The 25,280-nt window shown below is 39.3% G+C and carries 17 protein-coding genes and 4 tRNA genes; 14 read left to right on the top strand and 7 right to left on the bottom strand.

Going from position 1 to position 25,280, the window contains the following annotated elements; translation table 11 throughout:
* Positions 1–8 precede the first annotated feature (8 nt).
* The 4 genes from AACZ73_RS00495 to AACZ73_RS00480 all read right to left on the bottom strand — a co-directional run bounded on the left by AACZ73_RS00495 (position 9) and on the right by AACZ73_RS00480 (position 8,422).
* Positions 9–581, bottom strand: a complete 573-nt coding sequence (locus AACZ73_RS00495) for a hypothetical protein (RefSeq protein WP_339874455.1) — start codon at positions 579–581, stop codon at positions 9–11.
* Entirely contained in the window at positions 568–3,852 is a 3,285-nt protein-coding gene (locus AACZ73_RS00490) for a VCBS repeat-containing protein (RefSeq protein ID WP_339874454.1), read from the bottom strand. Before AACZ73_RS00490 ends, AACZ73_RS00495 begins: the two co-directional genes overlap by 14 nt.
* Before the next feature lie 67 nt (positions 3,853–3,919).
* Positions 3,920–5,413 carry a RagB/SusD family nutrient uptake outer membrane protein gene (locus AACZ73_RS00485; protein WP_339874453.1) on the bottom strand — a complete coding sequence of 498 codons (1,494 nt, stop codon included), beginning with the start codon at positions 5,411–5,413 and terminating at the stop codon, positions 3,920–3,922.
* A gap of 15 nt (positions 5,414–5,428) precedes the next feature.
* On the bottom strand, positions 5,429–8,422 hold the full coding sequence (locus tag AACZ73_RS00480; RefSeq protein ID WP_339874452.1) for a SusC/RagA family TonB-linked outer membrane protein: 2,994 nt from the start codon (positions 8,420–8,422) through the stop codon (positions 5,429–5,431).
* Positions 8,423–8,896: 474 nt separating this feature from the next.
* Between AACZ73_RS00480 and AACZ73_RS00475 the strand changes: the two genes are divergently transcribed.
* The gene (locus tag AACZ73_RS00475; RefSeq protein WP_339874450.1) at positions 8,897–11,554 is read left to right on the top strand and encodes a DUF5686 and carboxypeptidase regulatory-like domain-containing protein; all 2,658 of its coding nucleotides are present in this window, start codon (positions 8,897–8,899) and stop codon (positions 11,552–11,554) included.
* 47 nt (positions 11,555–11,601) lie between these two features.
* Here the strand turns inward: AACZ73_RS00475 and frr are convergent, their stop codons facing one another.
* The 3 genes from frr to AACZ73_RS00460 form a co-directional block, all read right to left on the bottom strand.
* Positions 11,602–12,162, bottom strand: a complete 561-nt coding sequence (gene frr / locus AACZ73_RS00470) for a ribosome recycling factor (RefSeq protein WP_339874448.1) — start codon at positions 12,160–12,162, stop codon at positions 11,602–11,604.
* Between the two features lie 11 nt (positions 12,163–12,173).
* A complete protein-coding gene (gene pyrH, locus AACZ73_RS00465; protein ID WP_339874446.1) occupies positions 12,174–12,884 on the bottom strand; it encodes a UMP kinase in 711 nt (236 codons plus the stop codon).
* A 198-nt stretch (positions 12,885–13,082) separates the two neighbouring features.
* Positions 13,083–13,577, bottom strand: a complete 495-nt coding sequence (locus AACZ73_RS00460; protein WP_339874444.1) for a biotin/lipoyl-containing protein — start codon at positions 13,575–13,577, stop codon at positions 13,083–13,085.
* 66 nt (positions 13,578–13,643) lie between these two features.
* On the opposite strand from AACZ73_RS00460, the gene AACZ73_RS00455 reads away from it, so the two are divergent.
* The 13 genes from AACZ73_RS00455 (at position 13,644) to rpoB (ending at position 25,237) form a co-directional block, all read left to right on the top strand.
* Positions 13,644–16,274 carry a M1 family metallopeptidase gene (locus AACZ73_RS00455; protein ID WP_339874443.1) on the top strand — a complete coding sequence of 877 codons (2,631 nt, stop codon included), beginning with the start codon at positions 13,644–13,646 and terminating at the stop codon, positions 16,272–16,274.
* A gap of 149 nt (positions 16,275–16,423) precedes the next feature.
* Positions 16,424–16,506 (top strand) — tRNA-Tyr (locus AACZ73_RS00450).
* A gap of 162 nt (positions 16,507–16,668) precedes the next feature.
* Positions 16,669–16,741: transfer RNA gene (locus AACZ73_RS00445), tRNA-Gly, on the top strand.
* Positions 16,742–16,784: 43 nt separating this feature from the next.
* Positions 16,785–16,856 (top strand) — tRNA-Thr (locus AACZ73_RS00440).
* A gap of 64 nt (positions 16,857–16,920) precedes the next feature.
* On the top strand, positions 16,921–18,108 hold the full coding sequence (gene tuf / locus AACZ73_RS00435; protein WP_339874442.1) for an elongation factor Tu: 1,188 nt from the start codon (positions 16,921–16,923) through the stop codon (positions 18,106–18,108).
* A 118-nt stretch (positions 18,109–18,226) separates the two neighbouring features.
* Positions 18,227–18,300: transfer RNA gene (locus AACZ73_RS00430), tRNA-Trp, on the top strand.
* A gap of 16 nt (positions 18,301–18,316) precedes the next feature.
* A complete protein-coding gene (gene secE / locus AACZ73_RS00425) occupies positions 18,317–18,505 on the top strand; it encodes a preprotein translocase subunit SecE (protein ID WP_091692128.1) in 189 nt (62 codons plus the stop codon).
* A gap of 18 nt (positions 18,506–18,523) precedes the next feature.
* Positions 18,524–19,081 carry a transcription termination/antitermination protein NusG gene (nusG, locus tag AACZ73_RS00420; RefSeq protein ID WP_339874439.1) on the top strand — a complete coding sequence of 186 codons (558 nt, stop codon included), beginning with the start codon at positions 18,524–18,526 and terminating at the stop codon, positions 19,079–19,081.
* Positions 19,082–19,084: 3 nt separating this feature from the next.
* On the top strand, positions 19,085–19,528 hold the full coding sequence (gene rplK / locus AACZ73_RS00415) for a 50S ribosomal protein L11 (RefSeq protein WP_111316659.1): 444 nt from the start codon (positions 19,085–19,087) through the stop codon (positions 19,526–19,528).
* A gap of 10 nt (positions 19,529–19,538) precedes the next feature.
* Positions 19,539–20,237 carry a 50S ribosomal protein L1 gene (gene rplA, locus AACZ73_RS00410; protein WP_057939467.1) on the top strand — a complete coding sequence of 233 codons (699 nt, stop codon included), beginning with the start codon at positions 19,539–19,541 and terminating at the stop codon, positions 20,235–20,237.
* A 2-nt stretch (positions 20,238–20,239) separates the two neighbouring features.
* Positions 20,240–20,782, top strand: a complete 543-nt coding sequence (gene rplJ / locus AACZ73_RS00405) for a 50S ribosomal protein L10 (protein WP_339874435.1) — start codon at positions 20,240–20,242, stop codon at positions 20,780–20,782.
* A 42-nt stretch (positions 20,783–20,824) separates the two neighbouring features.
* Entirely contained in the window at positions 20,825–21,205 is a 381-nt protein-coding gene (gene rplL, locus AACZ73_RS00400; protein WP_339874434.1) for a 50S ribosomal protein L7/L12, read from the top strand.
* Positions 21,206–21,361: 156 nt separating this feature from the next.
* Positions 21,362–25,237 carry a DNA-directed RNA polymerase subunit beta gene (gene rpoB / locus AACZ73_RS00395; RefSeq protein ID WP_339874433.1) on the top strand — a complete coding sequence of 1,292 codons (3,876 nt, stop codon included), beginning with the start codon at positions 21,362–21,364 and terminating at the stop codon, positions 25,235–25,237.
* The last annotated feature ends 43 nt before the right edge of the window (positions 25,238–25,280 follow it).

The following is a 25,280-nucleotide window of genomic DNA, read 5'->3' as shown; positions in this document are numbered from 1 at the left end:
TCTACTAATCATGAGGGATTCTCATTGAGGTCTTTAATCACGTTGAGATCGACTATATCTACTCTTACGGCAGAGGTATGCTTGACATATATCCTAACACGTCGATTTCCATCTACTTTTACCTGGGCAACCTGACTCTTATCAGTGTTACTTACTTCTATAAATCCAGGGCCGTACCATTCTTCAAATAGGTCTTTTACATCGTTAGAAAGATTTTCGGAATTAAGTTCCTCGTTCCATGGAGCCCAGCCATCATAAGAAAACTCAATAGGCATTTCATAAATTCGTTCATCCTTAAATTTGGGATAGAAACGCATTTCGGCAGGCTTTCCGGATGGAAGCGTTAATTTATATTCAACCGAAAGTTCGGAAGGCCCATTATTTAGGATTCTTTTTTTATTTAGGTTCCAGCAAGTAGTGAAAAATTGTTTTTTAGTCATTCCGAGTTCCAACCCCAAATACAGTTCATTCTCTATCTTACCAGAGGCTAATTCCTTTTTCTCCAGCTTCTGATATTCTGATTGGCATGATACCAACATAGAAATCAAAATAGCCAATACAACTACGCTAATGCATTTCATATACAATTGCTTTATCATTTGATCTGAATAGGACTAATTGCTTTTTATTTTTAATAGTTATCGGTAAAATACTTCGTATTTCCCCATCTACTTTTAGACCGCTTTTATCAGGAAATAGAACTCTCCATTCACCATTCGTTTCTTGATTTAATACCCAGCCATAACTTCCCATTTGACTACCAAGTTCTGGTTTAATCCGACTTTGATTTCCACCTAGTATTATCAGCGTTTTACCATCCTCCGATGTTTCTTTCTGGATCGCGTAGATAGGAGCGGATTGTATTTCTTGTGGTAGAGTAGCTTTGATAAACTTTCCTTTTCCATCATTGATCCAGAGTGTAGAAGCTAGTATATCTAGGCTCAAAGTTATGGATTTTGAAAGTACAGATGGCGGGAAAAGTTCTTCTATACTTTTATTTGCATAAGACTCATAAGTTGAAAGCTGTTTTCGCAAAGCCGGTAATTGCTTCAACAGTGTGTTTCTCATAAGCCAAGGAATTGATTTTCCGTCTTTGGAGGAAACAAGGATTTGTTCTATTGAACCATTTTGATCAAAATCGTTTATGATCAATTGTAAAGGGCTTTCCTGAGTCGTATATAAACGGGTATTTAAACCAATATTTCCTCCAAAAATATCAGGCAAACCATCTCTTGTCACATCCTCCACCATCAATTTATTCCAAAGTCCACTCGTGTTTTGAACACCAAATTGTTCGCTTGTTTCTCTAAAATCATTATCTACAAAGCTGAAAATCCTGATAGGCATCCATTCTCCTGAGATAATCAGTTCCATGTTTCCATCTTGGTTTAAATCTACCCACTGTCCGTCGGTGAGCATTCCCAACGAGTTTAATTCTGGGTTGAAGGAGTTGGTTATATTGGAGAAATTTCCTTTTCCGTCATTTTTCCATATTTCTAATCCTGTTGGGATTCCATATGCAAATGGAACTGAGCGGTAGCCAATGATTAAATCCTTGTCTCCATCCTTGTCAAAGTCTTCAGCTAGGATAAAAGAGGTAGGTTTTGAAGAAAAAATATTATTTGATTTTGAGAAATTCCCAACACCATCATTGAAATACAAGCGATCGCGATAATATGAGGCATTATCAGCAAATTCTATACTTCCTGAACCAACCATCAAGTCTTTGAATCCATCTCCATTAGCGTCGAAAAAAACGCCCAATATATCTTCGGCCAATGAATCCTGTGCAAGAATGGGTGAATTCAAAATATTGAAATCCCCTTTAACATTTTGTGTCAAAATAGCAGAAGCTTGACCTTTTGCCCCTGGAATAAAAATATCCTCTCTCTCATCCTTATTAATATCTGCTTTTGCTACTTTGGGACCTTCGTTTGAGATCATCCAAAATCGTAGGCGATCTCTGTCGAAGTCAACAAATTTACTTTCGCTGTGAACGAAGGGAATAGAAACGTCAGATCTTTTGAAGATGGTATTGTCAGATATCTCAAGGGTAGTTTTGGATGTATTCCTATCTGGAATTGGAGCAATCAACTGATTAGCTTTAATGTTTTTTAATATAGTGGATTGTTCATTTGGCCAAATGATTTGAATGGAGTCTACCTTTGAGGAGTTGCCCAAACCGAAGTGAATTTTAGGATCAACAGAAGACATATATCCTTTGCTAGGCTGAAATTCCTGGTAATATGTTTGACTTCCTACATAGCAAGTAATCTGTGCCCCAAAGTTTTGTCCCAAATCCAATTGTATATAATTCCCTAAACCCAATTCAGAGGTATTATTTTTATATATAAATGCTAGATCGTTTAAATTATTAACAACTAGATCTAAGTCTCCGTCATTATCTAAGTCTCCGTAAGCGGAGCCTGTGCTAAAGCTTAGCTGAGTAAGACCAAACAAATCCGAAGTGTTCTTAAATTCCCAATTACCTAAGTTTTTGAATAGGTAATTTTGTTGTGGATTTGATGGGAACTGATCGATCATTTCAGTCAGCAGGGTAGAGTCACGTCTATTAACAGCTATTTTTTCCTGATTATTTACATAAAAGTCGACGAAATCAAAATCTGTAAGATCTTTAACTATGCCATTAGCTACAAATATGTCCTTAAGCCCATCATTATCTGTATCAAAAATCAAAGCACCCCAACTCCAGTCAGTAGCTTCCACTCCAGCTTGCCTGGCCACATCTATAAAAATCGGTAGTCCTGTCTCAGAATCAACACCAAGGTTTCTTTGAAGTGTATTACGGGTAAACTGACTGTGGTAGCCTGATTTGATATTCGCTTGGTGTTTGTCCCAGTCTTCGAGTGGAGTCTTGGTTTTGATTCTGCTAAGTTCGGAAGGAAGCATCTCGGTAACGAAAATATCCGGGTATAAGTCATTATCTAAGTCAGCAATGTCTGCTCCCATAGAGCCCAAGCTAGTTTCTGCGATTAGTGAAGGAAGCATTTCGGTAAATGTTCCATTTTGATTGTTGATATAAAGATAGTCCCGCTCAAAGAAATCATTAGAGACGTATAAATCTGGCCAAGAGTCCTTGTTTACATCGGCGACAGTCACACCCAATCCGTAACCTATACTACTTCCATAGATTCCTGCCTGCTGGCTTATGTCTGTAAAACTATGTCCGTCATTCCTAAAAAGTTTGTTTCCGCCTTCTTTATCACGAATTTCTCTTTGGCCTTCTCTGAGATCATATATCCCAACAGATCTTGGAGAATTGCTCAACAAATAAAGGTCTAAATCTCCATCCTTGTCAAAGTCAAAAAAGACAGCATGTTGAGACAAGCCTATTTCTGCTAGTCCGTATTCTTGAGCTTTCTCTGAAAAAGTAAGGTCTCCATTGTTTATAAATAATTCATTGTGTCTTTTTTGGCCACCGAGAGGTCCAGATTTACATACGTAGATATCCGGTAGCCCATCTCCGTTAACATCCGCTATGCTAACACCCGTTGACCATATGTCCTCACTCTCCAATCCGGCAGACTGGGTAATGTCTTTGAATTTCATTGACCCTTGATTCAAGTATAGCTTATTGGATGTTTGATTACCGGAAAAAAAAATATCGATAAGTCCGTCTTGATTGATATCGGCAAGAGCTACTCCTGCACCATTGTAAAAGTTCCGAAAAGTATATGGATTTATTTTTTCAGTATAAGAAAGATCATTTCTGAAATTAATACCTGTCTCGGATGCGGCTAATAATTCAAATAGGGGGTGTTCAACGTCTTTTTTTTTGGAACAGGAAGATAATATGGATAATACCAGTAAAAGAACTAACCTTAAATTCATACAGTAGTTTGAAAAAAAGGAAGTATGCACTATGCACACTTCCTTTCTAAAATATTCTTACTTCTAATTAATATCCTGGATTCTGAGTTAAATTCGGATTTGTGTTGATTTGTGTTTGCGGAATTGGGAAAATATACCTGAAAGGCGCAGATGCTTCTTTCTCCCACCATGGCTCACTGAATTTTCCAAATCGAATCATATCAGTTCTACGTGAAGCTTCTGCAAACATCTCGCGTCCTCTCTCATCATAGATGTCATCTAATGTTAGAGCAGTATAAGGATCTACTCCCGCCCTGTTTCTGATTTGATTCATATAATCTAAAGCATCTGCCAATTTACCTTGTCTAAAAGCCGCCTCTGCTTTAACCATGATAATATCGGCGTATCTGAATATAGGATAATCGTTACTTAAATTAGAGTTTGACCCAGGAGCGAATTCAAATTTGTTTATTCTTACCCCGGACTGTCTTAGTGCATTTGGCTCTAACATGTTAATAAACGGAGTAAAAGTAAGAGGAGCACCATCTGGATCATTCTCTTCAAATGATACGTCCATTAAACGCTCTCCTGAGGAGGAGTATTGAGGGCCAACAAGGAAATTGTCTTTTCTCACATCAACATCCTCGTAAGAATTATAAAATTCTTCCATAGAAGAATAACCGTTCCATGGCTGCTCTTGCAGATCAAAAGTTTGTTGATTTAAACCATGAAGAGTCATCATAGGCAGGTTAAAACCTGGTGCATTGTTCTCATCATAAGGTAAGGTTAATATGTTCTCTGTAGATCCATTGTTGCGGGTTGCAAAATTCGCAAAGTAGTTTGTTGACAACGAATAAACTCCACTAGATATAATTGCATCTGCAGCAATTTCTGCATCTGCCCACCTTGGTGTTCCAGTATATACTTCAGCGTTTAGGTAAAGCTTTGCCAATATTGCCTGTGCTGAATAATAATTAATTGTAGTCTTAGTATCGTCTTTTGTAAGAGCATCAATATTATCCAGAACTGACTGTTCGATGAAGTCAAATACTTCTTGTCTAGAATTGTTAGCTGCATTTCCTCCAAGGTCGTCTTCAGTTATAATTGGAACATTGCCATAGATATCTATGAGCCATAGGTATACCAACCCTCTTAGTACTGACAATTCAGATTTCAATTGTGGTAGGTCTGGATATTGAACGAGAAGATTGTTGATCTCACCAACTGCTGTATAGCAATAATTCCATGTATTGTTCATTACATCATCAGATGGTAACCATACATGTCTGTGCATCCTAAGCCATAGTCCACCATCCGCCCAGTCGGCTCCTTTTTGAGGAACCACCATCTCATCGGATGATACTTCGTGCATGGACCAGATGCTATTATGTGCTCCCCAGCTACCCACGATTCTGGAGTATGCTGAGGCTTTTAAAACATTGATCAAATTTGGATCAGTACTGTTATTGTTAACTTGCTGTTGAGTTACTCCATCAAGAACCTCCTGATCTAACTCCCAGCAAGATCCCATAGTGATCATTACAAGGGTCAAAAGGGAAATATTTTTTATATGCTTAAACATAATTATGATATTTAATTATTTGAAGTTTAAAGAAAGGCCTAATGTGAGTGTCCTGGTTTGGAAGTACGTACTCATTCGTTCAATACCTGGTGAAAGCGCCGAGGTAAAGTTATTGCCATCATTAGTATCCGTAGTTCTAGCCTCTGGATCTATACCAGTATATCCGGTGATAGTAAATAAATTCTGCGCAGCAAAGTATACTCGGAAGCTACTGATATTTTGAGAAGTGGTAGGAATGTTATATCCCAATTCCAAGTTGTCCAATTTAGCAAAAGAAGCATTTTCCACATAAGAACTATTGAAAGTTGGTAAAGATGTCACCAAAGGATTAGTTGGCGTTTTGTCTGTAATTACAGAATTGTAAGCGTTTGAGCTTGCATCACCATTTTCATAGAATCCTCTGTATGAATTGTAAAGTGTGTGTCCCCAAGCACCTCTTATGAAGAAGCTAAGATTCCATTGCTTATATACAAAGTTGTTGGCAAAACCAAATTCACCTTTTGGAAGACCATTTCCTACTTTCTCCCATTCATTTGGATTGTCTGTAGATAAAATATATTCTCCGGATTCGGTGTATCCTTCAAGTATCGGAGCATAAATATCACCCAAGGTTTGACCTACTCTGTTATAAATAATTGGGTTATTATTTTGACCTGGAGATCCTGGAGTAGCAAACCTAAGTTCGTCAAAACCTAACTCTCCTGCAGATAAACTTTCAATTTTAGTCTTGTCATAGATCGTGAAGTTTGCATTTGGTGTCCATTTCACGGATCCTAAATTCACAGCAGTCACGCCTAATGCGAATTCAAACCCTGCAGCTCTTAAGTCAGCTAAATTTACCCAAGTAGAACCTACTGTATTAAATCGTCCTGGATCAAAAGTATTTGGAGAACCTGCTGAAACGGGCACGTTAAACAACAAGTCAGAGATATTTCTGATGTAATAATCTACACTACCAGTCATTTTATCACTCCAAAGGCCGAAGTCAATACCGAAGTTTAGTTCTTGTTTACTTTCCCATTTAAGGTCTTTATTTGGGTTAGAACTTTGAATAATACCAACATACACATCATTGGTGGTTAAAGGATCACCATCCAAGTCAATTCTATTTCCATTAGTGTAGGCGCCGATTGCTAAAGTTGGAGAAGGAGGTAAGTTTCCTGTTACTCCAAATGAAACTCTTGGCTTGAATTGGCTAAGAATTCCAAGATTAAAAAATCGCATGAAATCAGACCCCAAACTAAAGGCAGGAAATACCCCCGTTTGATTATTTGGACCAAATCCTGAATAAGTCTCTGCTCTAACTGAAGCAGAGAAGAAGATAGCATTATCGTAGTTAAAGTTTGCTCTACCGAAAACTGAATTCAATTGATCTTCATTAGCATAGGAAGATAATTCCGTGTTATTTCCAACTCTGATGGCTCCTCCTCCGAGATTGTCCCAACCGGTATCAAATAAGAATTGTCGGGATCTGGCGTTAAAACCTTGGTTTTTGGTTGATTGAAATCCCACACCTCCTAATAATGTCATATTAAGTTTGTTGGTAACTTCAGTTTCAAAGCGAAGAGTTGATTCGAAGATTTTACGAACACGGTCATTGGTTATTCGCTGTGCAGATCCTCCCGCGCCAAATCCTACTCCATAATCTTGTTTTGACCAAAAGTTACCCTGAAGTGAGTTTCTCGTATCCTGTGAATACTGTGCTGATAAGGTAAGATTATTAAGAATGTCATATTCCACCAAAGTTGAGAATAGCGAAGATTTGATTTCATTCACAAACTTTTGCTGCTTACTTACAGCAACTGGATTTAAATAATCAGTTAGATTTCGTTGGAAATAGCCACCATAATTAACGCGGGCTTCCTCGGTATCTTCAAATATTGGTGCGGTAGGATTGTAGATAGTAGCATATCTAAATGCATTATTATTAATCATATCTTGATTTTCATCAGTCATTGAGAGATTGATGTTAAATCGAAGTTTATTGTCAAGCGCACCTTGTCTGATATTCAACCTAGCATTTAATCTTTCATTAGCAACTCCTCTAGCCACTCCTTGATTGTTACGATAGTTTACCGAAGCGAGGTAATTAGTATTGTTGAATCCGCCTGATACACTGGCATTAGTAGAGTAAGAAAATGCTTTTTGAATTAACTCATCTCTCCAATCAGTTTCACTTCCAAAATCAGTCCCACCTCTAGCTACGAATTCTTGTGGACTTAATACGTCAATCATATTTGTCGCTTGGTCCATTGTTCCATATGTATTGATTGACACATTGGTAGTGCCTTCTCGATTATTCTTCTTATTGGTGGTAATTAAAATTACTCCTGAAGATCCTCTAGCTCCATAAATTGCGGCAGCGGAGCCATCCTTTAAAACGTCAATTGATTGAATGTCATTAGGATCGACATTTTCTAAAGAAGCACCAATAACTCCATCAAGTACCACTAATGGGGAAGAGTTAGCTCCGAAAGTTGAAAGCCCCCTCAATCTAATATCAAAGCCCCCGTTAGGATTACCACCTGCTCGGGTGATTGATAAGCCAGCTACTTTACCTTGTAGCAATTGTGCGGGATTGGCAATATTTCCTTTATTAAATTGTTCAGGTTTAACCCCCACCACAGCAGAAGTGATTTCCTTTTTATCCTGAGTACCATATCCAACTACCACTGCTTCTTCCAGGCTTTGGATATCCTCCTCTAGGTCAATTGTCAAATCAGAACTATTACCGATCTCCACTTCCTTAGTAGTGTACCCAATAAAGGAAATTACAAGAATTTGATCGGAAGGCTGTAGTTCCAATGAAAACTTACCATCAATGTCTGTGGACATCCCACGTGTGGTACCCTTCACCATAACTGTTGCGCCTGGCACAGGGCCACCGTAGCTGGCGTCCATAACTGTACCTGTAATTGTCCTGGTTTGGGCGGTAACTGACACAATACAGCTGTAGAAAAGTAGCATTGCGAGCAGAAACGTCTTCTGTTTTAGTAAATAGTTTCGCATAGGGTTTGATTGTTTGATTAATCGAAATAGATGTTTACTCATAATATTTCGAATCTAAAGTCTGGTAATAATTTTAATTTTGCAATTATTAACAATTTTTGGATTTGAAATTAGAAAAAATCGATTTAACGAAATAAAGTTTTATTTAACGATTAGATAATTAAACACTTAATTCACTGTAATAATGCTAATGGAAATCGTTTTCCATTTTCGAAAAGGCATGAATTAGAGTTTTTTTTAAATTGTATAAAAAAAGAATGTGTTCGTTAAAGATTACTTTGAGGCACAAAATACTTTTTAGAAATAATTAAAAAAGTATTTTAAATTCCTGAAAATCTCAATTAAGTATCAAGCTAATCCAACTTCCAAAATTTCATTCTCCGAACTATACTTTTTACTAAATCATCTTAAAACGCACATGGCAAGAAGACCATTTTTGAAAAGCTGATTAACTTTAGGTACAAACCAACTTTTATGAAAAAACGATTACAACTTGTATTCTTCTTGGGGATTTCATTCGCAGTATTATTTTTTTCCAATCAGACTGAGGCACAAGGTCTCAGAGGAAACGTGAAATCAGCAGATGGACAGCCTTTGGCTTATGCCTCAGTTTATATCCGCAATCTTGGGGATGGGGTTCCTACAAATGAAGAGGGTAATTTTGAATATAAACTTCCAAAGGGCGTCTATGATGTACTTATACAGTATCTAGGATACAAATCCCAGCTTGAAACTATCATCGTCACAGATGAGTGGATTGTGAAGGAATTTGTGCTGGAGCCCCAGGAATATACGCTGGAAGAAGTCGAAGTACGGGCAGGAGCGGAGGATCCGGCATTGACGATCATGCGAAAAGCTATCGCTAAAGCAAAATACCACCGGCTCCAAATTCAGAAATACAGCATGACCGTTTACCTGAAAGGAACGGGGAAACTAACTGACGCGCCTTTTTTTATGAGGAAAACCATAGAAAAAGAAGGACTTAAGCTGAATGAAGCTTATACTTCTGAATCAGTGTCTAGAATCACTTTTACCCAGCCTAATAAAGTGGAGGAAAAAGTGATCTCCATCCGGACAAATGGGGATAATCAATCAACTTCGCCGGCTCCTTACATTCAAACAACTTTTTATCAGGAAAAAATCAACGGAATAATCTCTCCCTTGTCCCGGTCAGCTTTCCAATATTATAAGTTTAAATATGAAGGGAGCTTTTTCGATCAGAATGTGATGGTGAGTAAAATCAAAGTTACCCCACGATCCCGGGGAGAGCAGGTTTTTGAAGGTTTTATTTATATCATAGAGGATTTGTGGGCGATTCATAGTTTGAACCTGCAGACTTCACTTCTCGGATTCCAGATTCAGGCAAAACAGCAATATGCTCCTGTAGCGGAAAATGTTTGGATGCCGCTGACGCATACCTATGATTTTGGAGGAAAGATTTTCGGTTTTGAGGGTAATTTCAAATACCTGGCCTCAACCCGTGAATATGAAATAGAATTGAATCCCGATCTGGAAATCGTACCTGATATTATTGATGAAAAAGTACAAGAAGTTCCGGAAGAAGCTAAGAAGTTCGATAAGACTATTTCAGCTTTAGAGCAGCTAGCTTCTGATGAACCAAAAACCAGAAAAGAGTATAGAAAACTCCTTAATGAATATGAGAAGGAATCCCGGCAAGAGCAGGATGAGCCAGATGTGATCCAGGAAAGTTATTACGAAGTTGATTCCATGGCCAAGAAATATGATCAAGCTTATTGGGATAGCATTCGTCCTGTTCCTCTGACTGAAAGCGAGATTATGGGGTATCAGCGTGATGATAGTTTGGCTACAGTGGAAGCTGCCAAGATTAGTGAAGTTGATTCAGTTGCTAAAAAAGCAAGAAGTAAGTATAAACCCTTGGATTTCATGAATGGTGCTACCTACCACTTGGGGAAAGGAACTTCTATAGGATTTAAGCAAAATTGGACGAAGATTTCATTTAATACAGTAGAAGGGGCAAAGATCGGTTTGGGGCTTTTTTATAGAAAAGAGTCTTCAACTAAGTTGGCTGATAGCGTGAGTACACTCCGAAAAAGTTTTAACATCGAACCTGAGCTTCGATATGGGTTTTCCAGCAATCGCTTTTACGGAAAAGTGGATTTTCGATGGTCGAGTACGCTACCTATTTCAGGTACTACTTTCGGTGTAAAAGGTGGCCGGTACATTTATCAGTTCAATGGAGGGGAACCTATTAATGAGCAGGTGAATGCGGTGTATTCGTTGTTATTTCGTCAAAATTATATGAAACTCTACGAACAGGATTTTGGTCAAGCTTACTGGGCGCACCGGGTGAATGGAGGCATCACGTATCGCGCAAATCTTACCTATGCCCATCGTAAAGAATTGTTCAATACCAATAATTACAGTTTCTACAATAGAGATGGAAGAGAGTATTCGGCAAACCAGCCTGAGAATGTAGAGACGGATCCAAATTCATTTGCTGATCACGACATTTTAAAATTGAATACAGAACTAGAGTGGAGGCCTGGGATAAAATACGGGATTAGGAATGGGCGAAAATATCCTATTACCGATCGATCTCCCTTAATCAAATTGGCATATAATAAAGCTTTTGGGAAAATAAGCAGCGATGGGACGGCTGCAGATTTTGACCATTTAGAGCTAGGTATTCAGCACAATTACACATTTGGTGTGAGCGGTAAACTTGATTTCAATCTTTCTGCAGGAGCATTTCTGTCAAGTGATCAAGTGTATTTTCCGGATTTTCAGCACTTCGGGGGTAACCGAACGATCTTTTCTAATTTCGGGCCAGCGTCCAATTACCGATTTATGGACTATTATAAATACAGCACGAATTCAAAGTATTTCTCAGGGATTGTACATTACCAGTTTAGGAAGTTTATATTCACCCAATTACCCATGCTGAGATTCTCGGGAGTACGTGAAAATATCTTTTTCAATTACTTAAAAACTGACAATTCGCCTAACTATTGGGAAGTTGGATACTCCTTGGATAATCTATTCAGAATCTTCCGTGTAGAATTAGGCGCTGGATTTGAAGACGCGAAATTCCTGCGAGGCGGTGTGAGATTTGGCGTCGCCACTTTTATCAACGTGAACTTTAATGACTGATAAAATTAAATCAAAAAACCCGGCCAGAAGCCGGGTTTTTTTAATGATTAGACCTTCATGATGTCTACTTCTTTTTTCGCAAGAAGCTCATCGATTTTAGTTGAATATTGATCTGTAAGCTTTTGCACTACATCTTCTGCCCGTTTAATCTCATCCTCTGCTGCTCCATCTTTCTGAAGCTTCTTCAGCTCGTCATTGATGTCTTTTCTAACTGTTCTAAGAGAGATTTTACCGCCTTCACATTCATGCTTAGCTTGTTTTACCAAAGAGATTCTTCTTTCTTCGGTAAGTGCTGGAATAGTCAGAATAATTACTTCCCCGTTGTTTTGAGGAGCAAGCCCTAGATCAGAGTTAATGATAGCTTTTTCGATCTCAGAGATCATTGAGCGCTCAAAGGGCTTGATAGAAAGTGTACGAGCATCGGGAGTATTGACTGATGATACTTGGCTAAGTGGAGTATTGGCTCCGTAATACTGTACCATAATGCCATCAAGGAGATTTGGCATTGCCTTTCCCGCACGGATTTTCAAAAGTTCGGCAGATGTGTGAGCCACTGCTTTTTGCATCAGCTCTTTTGCTTCGTCTAAGTATAATTCGATTTCTTCCATAATTTTATAGTTTAAAGAGAAGTGATCAAAGTCCCTATCTCTTCGCCCTGAACTAATTTGCTGAGATTTCCTGCCACGTTCATATCAAATACTATGATAGGAAGATTGTTTTCCTGACAGAGAGTAAAAGCAGTCATATCCATTACGTTGAGATTCTTTTCATACACTTCCTGAAACGAAATGGTCTTATATTTTGTGGCGTTGGAATCCTTTTCAGGATCTGCAGTGTAGACACCATCCACCCTTGTTCCCTTTAAAACAATATCTGCTTCAACTTCGATGGCTCTTAGGCTTGCAGTTGAATCAGTTGTGAAATAAGGATTTCCAATTCCTGCCCCAAAAATAACAATACGGCCTTTTTCTAAATGACGGATTGCTCTACGGCGGATAAATGGCTCACAAACACTTTCAATTTTGATACCTGACATTAGGCGTGTATACATTCCGCCTTGTTCAAGAGCACTTTGCAGAGCCATAGCATTGATCAAAGTCGCAAGCATCCCCATGTAGTCGCCCTGTACTCTGTCCATTCCGGATTTTTCGGCTTGTACTCCCCTGAAAATATTTCCTCCTCCAATTACAATCGCAATTTCTACACCCATCTCCTGTACTTTCTTGATTTCCTGCGTGTATTGCTGAAGTCTAGCGGGATCAATTCCGTAACTCTTATCACCCATTAGTGCTTCTCCACTGAGTTTAAGCAGTATTCTCTTGTATTTCATGTGTTTGTAGTTGATGGTTGGTATTGATTTGAGAGGTTAGTTTTCGCTGTTAATGCGATTATTTTAAGCAAACTTTTCTCAGATTAGCGATATTAATAAACTCAGCTTATTGACTGAAAAAGAATCGGTCTTATCTCGATTTGCACAAAATAATCCGACAAATATAATTTCTTCATTTCATTATGCTAGGCTTAAAAGCTAAAATTGAATCAGTACTTGATTTTTTTCCACACTTTGGTGAAGCGATACTTTGACGACCTTCACGACTCCATCGCCGGGAGATTTAATAATATTCTCCATTTTCATCGCTTCCAAGATCAATACTACTTCACCTTTCTTCACATCATCGCCTGGTTTTACTTTGAGGTCTAAAATTAGCCCAGGCATGGGAGCTTTTATTTCTTTTAACATTTGGGATGAATTACTGCTCATTCCCATTTGCTCCGAAAGAACATCAAATCGGTCTTTAAGCTGGAGAGTGGACGTTTTGTTTCCAAGACGTATCTGAATTGTTTTTGAATCTTTTTCGATGGAAATCAATTCGGCTTCTAAAGATTTATTCTCAACGATAAGGTGGACTTTCCGGTCTGATATCCACTGCAGATCCCAGTCTATAGCTTTACCATTTACCTGAATAGAGTCGTCTGCTTTTTCTACCGAATAGCTTTTATTTTGGATGGTAACTGTAAACATTCATGTTAATTTGATGTCGAATATACAATTTACAGGAAAACTGCACCCTTTTCATTTGCAATAAATATGAATCAATCGGCTCTCAAGAACTTTTATTTTCTCCCTAATCCACAAAAACTTCCAATACTTTTATTGATTGCTCTGATGATGGGTTGTAAGGCTGACAAAGTATCGATGGGACAAGAACAGAAACATTCCCCATCATTGGAAACTGTAATAGATCTGGAGGATAGTTTAGTGTTTCATTCACTTATCAAAGACAAGGAACTTGAAATGAAGACGTATCAACCTTCGGCCAAAAAAGATTTTGATATTCTACATACTGATTTGGATTTATCTTTTGATTATGGACGGCAGGCAGTCTTAGGTAAAGCTGAATTGACAATAAAACCATTTTTCTATCCTCAGAAAGAACTGGTTCTTGATGCGCAGGATTTTGAGTTTGATGAAATTATTTTCATTCAAGACGAAATGAAATCCCCTTTACCTTATGATTATGATGAAGAAAAAATCAAAATCCAACTTCCAAAAGAGTTGACTAGAACTGATACTTTTCAGATAGCATTTGAATACACTTCTTATCCTGAGCGTAATTCAGGAAGCGGAAGTGCAGCAATCACTGATACTAAAGGGCTTTATTTTATTGATCCGTTGGATACAATTCCAGACAAACCCACCATGATCTGGACCCAGGGAGAGACGGCACATAACTCCAAGTGGTTTCCAACAATAGATTCCCCAAATGAAAAGTTTACTCAGGTAATTAAATTGACTGTTTCTGATACTTTGGTGACAATTGGAAATGGAGAGCTGATCCGCCAAGAAAGTTTGGGCAATGGGTTGAGGAAGGATTACTGGGAAATGAAGCTTCCCCATTCGGCATATTTAGCTGCATTTGCCATAGGGGATTTTGCCAAAGTGGATACCGAGTGGGACGGAATACCAATAAGTTATTTTGTGGAAAAGGGCTTTGAGGATGGAGCCGGGAAAGTGTTCAAGAACACACCTGAAATGATGCGTTTTTTCTCAGAGTTGCTGGATGTGCGGTATCCTTGGCCAAAATATGATCAGATTGTAGTACGGGATTTTGTATCAGGTGCTATGGAAAATACTACGGCATCTATTTTTATGGAGGAACTCCGCCTAACTGATCGTGAAGCTATAGACACTGAATGGGATTATATCATAGCACATGAGCTATTTCATCAATGGTTTGGTGACTATGTGACGGCAGAATCCTGGGCAAATCTCACTCTGAATGAGGGATTTGCAAACTACAGCGAATTTTTGTGGAATGAGTATAAGTATGGGGCAGACGAAGCCAAACTCAAATTAATTGCTGAAACAGAAAATTATTTTGCTGAGGCAGAAACCAAACAGGTTGACCTCATTCGCTTTCAATATAAGGATGCCGAAGACTTGTTTGACTCACATAGTTATTCCAAAGGAGGTGCAATACTTCACATGCTTCGGGAATATTTAGGTTCGGAAGCATTCTATAGCTCATTGCATTATTATTTGACAACACATGCTTTTGACAATGTGGAAGTCAATGATCTTAGAATTGCTTTCGAAAAGATAAGTGGAGAGGATTTGAGTTGGTTCTTTAATCAATGGTTTTTAGCAAAAGGGCACCCTGAACTTCAATTTGAAGTAGATTATTCTAATCCTAAAAACATTTCTTTTTCAGTCAGACAGCTGCAGGATTTGAGCACTACCCCCTTATATAAAATCCCGTTGGTGCTGAGTTGGTATGAGGATGAAAAAAGAAAAACTAAGCAGTTTCTGATCACTAAAGCCGCTGAGCAATTTGCTTTGGAAAATGATAATCCAGTAGAATTACTGTTTATTGATGAAGAGAAAAATCTACTTGCGAAGAAGGCTATTGATGTAACTCCCGAGCAGATGCGCACACAATTCAGGAGTTCTGAATTTGGGATTGCAAGGTACGAAGCACTGGATAGCCTAGCAGCGTGGGAAGCTGTCACCGAACTGGAATCTATTATGTCTGAGGCACTGGAAGATGAGTTTTGGTCAGTCCGCGAGTCAGCAATTACAATACTCCAAAGCCACACCGAATGGTTAGCCCATACGCCGGAACTTGCCAAAAGAGTGGAAAATATGGCAAAGATGGATGTAAGGAATTCGGTAAGGGCAGGAGCCTTGGATGTACTTACTGCATATTCTCCAGATGATTATTCTTCCACTTTTTCTTTATTGGTAAACGACTCATCGTATTTGGTGGCAGGATCTGCACTGATGGGATTGGTCAGCATGGAATCTACTGAGGTGGACTCTATGGTAATTGAAAAGTATGCTAACGAGCAAAACTATCATATGGTCATTCCTGTTGCTGACTATTACATTACAAATGCTATTTCTGGAAGGGGGGATTGGTTTATCAGTCAAGCGAATACTATTTCTGGAGAGGGGCTCTATTATTATATGGGCTATCTAAGCGAATATTTCAGTCGTTTCCCTGAAGAGGGCGAAGCTAGAGCTATAGAGTTTTTATTGGAAAAGATGAAAAACCACTCCAGGAATTATATTCGCTTAGGTGCTTTTCAAGGCCTATTGGCATTTTCAGACAATGCGGAAGTTATAAAGAAAATCAATGAGGTAGCAAGCCAAGAAACTGAAAGTGAACTGACATTATACTACGAGTATTTTTTAGAAGCGCTAAAAGATGAAAATTAATACGTTGATTCATAATTGTTTGGAAATAAAAACAACAAAATCTCATCAAATTTGAAATGCATGTTTTGAATCTTTAATAAAAGCCTATAATTTTGCCATCCGTTACGATAGAAAAGCCCGAGAAAAAGGTTCGAAATGTAACGTTAGTTGGGGGAATACCAAAGCGGCCAACTGGGACGGACTGTAAATCCGTTGACTTATGTCTTCATAGGTTCGAATCCTATTTCCCCCACACCATTGCCTGATTGCAAAATTTTATCTAGTTTTGCAGGGCGAAAAAAGATCTGGGTAAGACTGGATTTAATGGAAGTAGCTCTCCGAAATATCAGCTGAAATGCGGAATATTTCACAAGTAGAGCGGGCAAGAGATGAATTTCATTTCAACAGATTATAAGCGGGAGTAGCTCAGTTGGTAGAGCGGCAGCCTTCCAAGCTGCAGGTCGCGGGTTCGAGCCTCGTCTCCCGCTCTTTTTCCCCTTAAGGATTTCTTAAGGGGATGAAAGAGTCTAAGCCGACGTAGCTCAGGGGTAGAGTACTTCCTTGGTAAGGAAGGGGTCAGGGGTTCAAATCCCCTCGTTGGCTCATTTCGACTTAATAAGTAAAAAAATTAAATATATCTTTAAACTTAAACTGAGGATTTTCACGCATGGCAAAAGCACAATTCGACCGTTCCAAGCCGCACGTTAATATCGGTACGATTGGTCACGTAGATCATGGAAAGACCACTTTGACTGCTGCCATCACTACCGTACTGGCTAGTAAGGGTCTATCTGAATTAAGAGACTTTTCTTCTATCGATAATGCACCGGAAGAAAAAGAAAGAGGTATCACCATTAACACCTCTCACGTAGAATATCAGACTGAAAAAAGACACTATGCACACGTAGATTGTCCAGGTCACGCTGATTACGTTAAGAACATGGTAACAGGTGCTGCCCAGATGGACGGTGCTATCCTAGTGGTAGCAGCTACAGACGGACCGATGCCTCAAACAAGAGAGCACATCCTTTTGGCTCGCCAAGTAGGTGTACCTCAATTGGTAGTATTCATGAATAAAGTTGATATGGTGGATGATCCTGAGCTTCTTGAGCTTGTGGAGATGGAAATCAGAGAACTTCTTTCTTTCTATGAATTTGACGGTGATAATATCCCTGTAATTGCTGGTTCTGCACTAGGTGCACTAAATGGCGAAGAAAAGTGGGTTAACACTGTAATGGAATTGATGGACGCTGTCGATTCTTATATTCCTCTTCCTGAAAGAGCTGTTGACAAAGAATTCTTGATGCCTGTAGAAGACGTATTCTCGATCACTGGTCGTGGTACTGTAGCTACTGGTAGAATCGAAAGAGGTGTAATCAACTCTGGAGAGCCTGTGGATATCATCGGTATGGGTGCTGAAGGCCTTAAGTCTACAGTAACTGGTGTTGAGATGTTCCGTAAGATTCTTGACAGAGGTGAAGCTGGTGACAACGTAGGTCTATTGCTAAGAGGTATTGAAAAATCACAAATCAAACGTGGTATGATTATCTGTAAGCCAGGATCTGTGAAGCCTCACGCTCACTTCAACGCTGAAGTTTACGTTCTTTCTAAAGAAGAAGGTGGACGTCATACTCCATTCTTCAACAAATACCGTCCACAGTTCTACCTTAGAACTACAGACGTTACTGGTGAGATAAAACTTCCAGAAAACGTAGAAATGGTAATGCCAGGTGATAACGTGACTATCGAAGTAACTTTGCTTAATGCAGTTGCTCTTGAAAAAGGTCTTCGTTTTGCGATCCGTGAGGGTGGTAGAACAGTAGGAGCTGGTCAGGTTACTGAAATTCTTGACTAATCATCAATCATAGATTGATTAATTATACAATGCGATCTCAAATTATTTTGGGATCGCATTTGTTTCTTTAGTAATCAATACCTAATTTTGCGTTCCCATTAGCGGGACGTTCATTTACACGGGCATAGTTCAACGGCAGAATAGCGGTCTCCAAAACCGTTGATGGGAGTTCGAATCTCTCTGCCCGTGCCAGTAAGTTAAGTACACTATGAATCTAAAAAACTTTGTTCTAGAATCTTATGATGAAATGGTAAATAAGGTCACATGGCCAAAATTTTCATTTCTTCAAAATAGTGCAGTATTGGTGTTAGTAGCTTCCCTGATCTTTGCCTTGTTTATTGGTGTGGTAGATCTTGGCTTCGAAAACATCATGACATGGTTTTATGATTTATTCTAATTGAATTGACATTACAGAATGGCTGAACATAAATGGTACGTACTCAGAGTAGTAGCGGGACAGGAAAAAAAAACTAAAACCTATCTGGATAATGAAATTACCAGACAGGATATTGGAGCTTTTATTCCTGAGGTCCTTATACCTTCTGAGAAAGTGTACGAGATGCGTAACGGTAAAAAGCGTGTTAGAGAAAGAAATTTCTTTCCTGGCTACGTTTTAGTCAATGCGGATCTCTCAAATGGTGAAGCCAATCACGTAATTACAAGTATTCCGGGAGTAATCGGTTTCTTAGGATCTAACTCAGGTGGGGCTTCCAAAACCCCTGAGCCACTTCGTCAGTCAGAAATCAACCGTATTTTAGGTAAGGTTGAAGAGATTGACGAGTTTGCAGAGAAACTGGATACACCATTTATAGTCGGAGAGACAGTCAAAGTTATGGACGGTCCTTTCAGTGGATTCACCGGAACAATAGAGGAGATATTTGAGGAGAAGAAAAAACTTAATGTTATGGTTAAGATCTTCGGCCGAAATACTCCTGTCGAATTAAACTTTATACAAGTAGAAAAACAAGACTAAGCAATGGCTAAGGAAATCACTGGTTATTTAAAACTACAAGTGAAAGGTGGCCAGGCAAACCCGTCGCCTCCAGTAGGTCCAGCTCTTGGTTCCAAGGGTCTGAACATTATGGAGTTTTGTAAGCAGTACAATGCACGTACCCAAGATAAAATGGGCCAAGTGCTTCCTGTATTGATTACAATCTACTCAGACAAGTCTTTTGACTTCGTAGTAAAAACTCCTCCTGCAGCAAATATGTTGCTTGAGGCTGCGAAATTGAAAAGCGGTTCTGCTGAGCCTAACCGTAAGAAGGTAGGATCAGTAACCTGGGATCAGGTGAGAGAAATAGCAGCGGTAAAAATGCCTGACCTTAATGCTTTCAAAGTGGAGTCTGCTATGAAAATGGTAGCTGGTACAGCAAGAAGCATGGGAATCACAGTATCTGGAAAAGCCCCTTGGGAAGTATAAATAAAAAACAATGGCTAAGTTAACAAAAAAGCAAAAAGAAGCTCTTTCTAAGTACGACCCAAGCCAAGTGTACTCCCTGGAGGCAGCTTCTACTATCGTGAAGGATATTACTATGACGAAGTTTGACGCTTCCGTAGATCTAGACATCCGTTTGGGTGTGGATCCACGTAAAGCTGATCAAATGGTAAGAGGCGTTGTTGCGCTTCCTCATGGTACAGGCAAAGACATCAAAGTATTGGTTCTTTGTACTCCTGACAAAGTAGCAGAAGCAACCGAAGCAGGTGCAGATTACGCAGGCTTGGACGACTATATAGCTAAAATCGAAGGCGGATGGACTGACATTGATGTCATCATCACTATGCCTAACGTAATGGCGAAAGTAGGTAGATTGGGTAGAGTGTTAGGACCAAGAGGTCTTATGCCAAATCCTAAATCAGGAACTGTTACTCTGGATGTAGCTAAGGCAGTAAGAGAAGTAAAAGCGGGTAAAATCGATTTCAAAGTAGATAAATTTGGAATCATTCACGCAGGTATCGGTAAGGCATCCTTCACTGCAGCGCAGATCGAAGAAAATGTAAAAGAACTTATCCTTACTATATCTAAGCTAAAGCCTTCCTCTTCCAAAGGAACATATTTCAAGAGTATTCATTTATCCAGTACAATGTCTCCTGGAATTGCAGTGGACAAGGGTAGCATTCAAGGAATTTAATCATGACTAGAGACGAAAAGAAAGTAATAATCGACGGTCTTACTGAGAAATTTAAAGAAAACCCTTTCTTCTATATCACTGATGCTTCAGGTTTCTCTGTAGCCCAAGTGAATGCATTCAGAAGAGCTTGTTTCGAAAAAGGAGTTGAGTACAAAGTGTACAAAAACACCTTGATCAGCAAAGCACTGGAAAATTTAGAAGGCGACTATTCTGAGTTGTCAGATAAAGCATTGAAAGGATTCTCTGGAATTATCTTCTCAAATGAGACGAGTAATCTTCCAGCAAATGTATTGCTGGATTTCAGAAAAAAATTAGGTAAAAAAGCAACCAAACCAGCATTCAAAGGAGCTTCTATCGATGCGGATATCTTCGTAGGTGAAGAAAACCTTGAAATGTTGTCGAAGTTGAAATCAAAGCAGGAATTGTTAGGAGACCTTATCGGTTTGCTACAGTCTCCAGCAATGAATCTTATCTCAGCGTTGCAAAGTGGCCAGAACAATATCACTGGTGTGCTTAAAACACTTGCTGATAGAGAAGAAAAATAAGTTAAAAAAAATAATTCAAACAAATATTAAATTTCAAATACAATGGCAGATCTTACGCAACTTGCAGATCAGTTGGTAAACTTGACTGTAAAAGAGGTTAAAGAATTGACAGATATCCTTAAGGATCAGTATGGCATCGAGCCAGCTGCTGCAGGCGCAGTAGTTGTAGCAGGTGGTGCTGGTGCTGGTGAAGCTCCGGCTGAAGAAGAGAAGTCGACTTTCGACGTTATCTTGAAAGCTGCTGGCGGATCAAAACTGGCAGTTGTTAAGCTTGTAAAAGAATTGACAGGTCTTGGTCTTAAAGAGGCTAAAGAACTAGTTGACTCTGCTCCTAAAGCATTGAAAGAAGGCGTAGCTAAAGACGAAGCTGAAGGCTTGAAGAAGTCTTTGGAAGAAGCTGGTGCTGAAGTAGAGATCAAATAATTTGCTGAACCGCAACTGCTAGGTTGGGGTTCAAGCCTAAGACCTGACTATTTTAGTCAGGTCTTTTCCTGTTTATGCACAGGTTTAAAATTGCATTATTCTAATCGGAAATAAGATTATTCCGATATCAACATTTCACCATAAACATACACTACCTTGGCTATCAAGAATCAAACCGAAAGGAAAAGTTTCTCCTCCATTAAGGTGGTCAAAAGCTATCCGGATTTTCTAGATATTCAGTTGCAGTCATTCAAAGACTTTTTTCAACTGGATACTCCTGCAGAAAAACGCCGGGCAGACGGTTTATTTAAAGTATTCGCAGAAAACTTCCCAATCAGTGACTCCAGAGAGAATTTCACTCTTGAATTCATTGATTACGCAGTAGATCCACCGAAATATTCTGTGGGCGAATGCATTGACCGTGGCTTGACCTACTCTGTACCGTTGAAAGCAAAGTTGAGACTACTTTGCCATGACGAGGATAATGAAGATTTCGAAACGATTGAGCAAGAAGTATTCTTAGGTAATCTTCCATACATGACCGAGAAGGGGTCATTTGTAATTAATGGTGCGGAAAGAGTTATTGTTTCACAACTTCACCGTTCTCCAGGAGTGTTCTTTGCTCAGAGCAAGCACACAAATGGTACGAAACTTTACTCTGCCAGAATTATCCCTTTCAAAGGTTCTTGGATTGAATTTGCGACTGACATTAATAATGTCATGTATGCCTATATCGACCGTAAGAAGAAATTTCCAGTAACCACTTTGCTGAGATCAATTGGGTATGGCTCTGACAAAGATATTCTCGACTTGTTCGGTCTATCTGAAGAAGTTAATGCCACTAAGAGCGCGATGAAAAAAGTAGCTGGTCGTAAACTAGCTGCAAGGGTTCTTAGAACATGGGTAGAAGATTTCGTAGATGAAGATACTGGTGAGGTAGTTTCTATTGACAGAAATGAAGTATTGCTTGAGCGTGATACTGTACTTACAGATGAAGATATTGAAATGATTTTGGATTCAGGATCGAAGAGCATCATTCTCCATAGAGAAGATGTGAACGTTGCTGATTACTCTATCATCTATAATACATTACAAAAAGATAGCTCTAACTCCGAAAAAGAGGCAGTAGAGGTTATCTACCGTCAGTTGAGAAATACTGAAGCACCTGATGAGTCTACAGCTCGTGAGGTAATTCATAGCTTATTCTTCTCTGACAAGCGTTATGATCTAGGTGAAGTTGGTCGTTATAGAATCAACAAGAAACTAGGTCTTGACATCGATTCTGAGAAAATCGTCCTTACTAAGGAAGATATTATCAACATCGTAAAATACCTTATTGGACTTATTAATTCTAAGGCTGTAGTCGATGATATTGACCACTTAAGCAATAGACGTGTAAGAACTGTGGGCGAGCAGCTTTACAGCCAATTCGGTGTAGGTTTGGCTAGAATGGCTAGAACGATCCGTGAAAGAATGAACGTTCGTGACAATGAAGACTTTAAACCAGTCGATTTGATCAACGCCCGTACACTTTCTTCGGTGATCAATTCATTCTTTGGAACAAACCAACTTTCTCAGTTCATGGATCAAACCAATCCATTGGCGGAGTTGACTCATAAGAGAAGACTTTCGGCTTTGGGTCCAGGGGGTCTTTCTAGAGAGAGAGCAGGATTTGAGGTTCGAGATGTTCACTATACGCACTACGGTCGTCTGTGTACAATTGAAACTCCGGAAGGACCAAACATTGGTTTGATTTCCTCTCTTTGCGTTCACGCAAAAGTGAATTCTATGGGATTCCTTGAAACTCCATATCGTAAGGTTAAAGATGGTAAAGTAAGCATGAAAGCTGACGATATCCTTTTCCTTACAGCTGAAGAAGAAGACAACCATAATATTGCACAGGCAAATGCTCCATTGGATGAGTCTGGCAATTTTGTGAATGAGAAAGTAAAAGCAAGATTCGAAGGTGATTTCCCTGTATTGGAACCATCTGAGATCAGCTATATGGACGTTGCTCCTAATCAAATTGTATCTGTTGCCGCATCATTGATTCCATTCTTGGAGCATGATGATGCGAACCGTGCTTTGATGGGATCAAACATGCAACGTCAGGCAGTTCCTTTGTTAAAAGCTGAAGCACCTATCGTAGGTACTGGTCTTGAAGGAAAAGCTGCTGTGGATTCTCGATCACTGATCATTGCGGAAGCAAATGGTGTAGTGGATTATGTGGATGCTAAGAAAATTGTCATTAAATACGATTTGACTGACGATGAGCTTTTGGTGAATTTCACAGACGAATACAAGTCTTATGACTTGATCAAATTCAGAAGAACAAACCAGGATACTACAATCAACCTTACTCCTTTGGTGCTGAAAGGCCAGAAAGTGAAAAAAGGTCAAGTACTAGTTGAAGGTTACTCTACAAATAACGGTGAGCTAGCACTAGGTAAAAACTTGAAAGTGGCATACATGCCTTGGCAAGGATACAACTTTGAGGATGCCATCGTAATCTCCGAGAGAGTAGTTAGAGAAGATATCTTTACTTCTATCCACGTAGAAGAATTCCAGTTGGAAGTTCGTGATACGAAGAGAGGTGAAGAAGAATTGACCTCTGAAATTCCTAACGTTTCTGAAGAAGCCGTTAAGAATCTTGATGAGCACGGAATCATCGCAATTGGAGCTGAAGTAAAAGAAGGAGATATTATCATCGGTAAGATCACTCCTAAAGGTGAAACTGATCCGACTCCGGAAGAGAAATTGCTTAGAGCAATCTTCGGTGATAAAGCGGGTGATGTGAAGGATGCTTCATTGAAAGCTTCACCTTCATTGAACGGTGTGGTTATAGAGACTAAGCTTTTCGCTAGACCTAAGAAGGATAAAGACGTAAGAGCTAAGTCTAAGGCTGAAGTAGAAAAACTTAAGTCTAGATATTCTAAGGATCTTTTGGCGATTAGAGCGAGAATGATCAATAAGATGGTCACTATTCTTGATGGCAAAACTTCCCAAGGTGTTAAGCATAAGTTTGGGGATGAGATCATCACTAAAGGACAGAAGTTTAATGCTAAAAACATTGAAAACAACCTTTTCCCTGCTAAGAATCCTTACAGAGATGAGAGTAACTATAATGTTCCAGAAGAGGCTAACCTAATATCTGATATCGTTCTTGATGATTGGACCAATGACGAACACGTTAATGGGTTAATTTCTCAACTTGTGAAAAACTTCGTTAACTCTCGAAATGAGATTAGTGGTACTTTCAAACGAGAAAGATTTACTCTTGAGGTTGGTGATGAGCTTCCTGCTGGTATCGTACAACTTGCCAAAGTATACATCGCTAAAAAGCGTAAGCTTAAAGTAGGTGATAAAATGGCTGGTCGTCACGGTAACAAAGGTATCGTTGCTAGAATCGTAAGAGACGAGGATATGCCATTCCTTGAGGATGGAACTCCAATGGATATCGTATTGAATCCACTAGGTGTACCTTCTCGTATGAACATCGGACAGATCTTTGAAACTGTATTGGCTTGGGCAGGTCAGAAACTGGATAAGAAATATGCTACACCAATCTTCGATGGTGCTTCTATGGAAGAAGTGTCTCACGAATTGGAATTGGCAGGTCTACCAGCTTATGGACGTACTTATCTATACGATGGTCTTTCAGGTGTTAAATTCGATCAGCCAATTACAGTAGGTATCGCATACATGCTGAAATTGGGCCACTTGGTAGATGATAAGATGCACGCACGTTCAATCGGTCCATACTCTTTGATCACGCAGCAGCCATTGGGTGGTAAAGCTCAGTTTGGTGGACAGCGTTTTGGAGAAATGGAAGTTTGGGCACTTGAGGCATTCGGTGCATCACACGTACTTCAGGAAATCCTGACAGTGAAGTCTGATGACGTAATTGGTAGAGCAAAAGCTTACGAAGCGATTGTGAAAGGTGAAAACCTTCCTAAGCCTAATATTCCTGAATCATTCAACGTACTGGTTCATGAATTAAGAGGTTTGGCTCTTGAAATTACCCTAGATTAATAAAGCGAATGGGCTCGCAAGAGCCCTTTACATATCTTTCAAA

The sequence above is a fragment of the uncultured Algoriphagus sp. genome (genome assembly GCF_963974835.1).
Taxonomy (GTDB): Bacteria; Bacteroidota; Bacteroidia; order Cytophagales; family Cyclobacteriaceae; genus Algoriphagus.
Note: the sequence above shows the minus strand (reverse complement) of the source record. Positions and strands in the feature narration are given on the sequence as shown.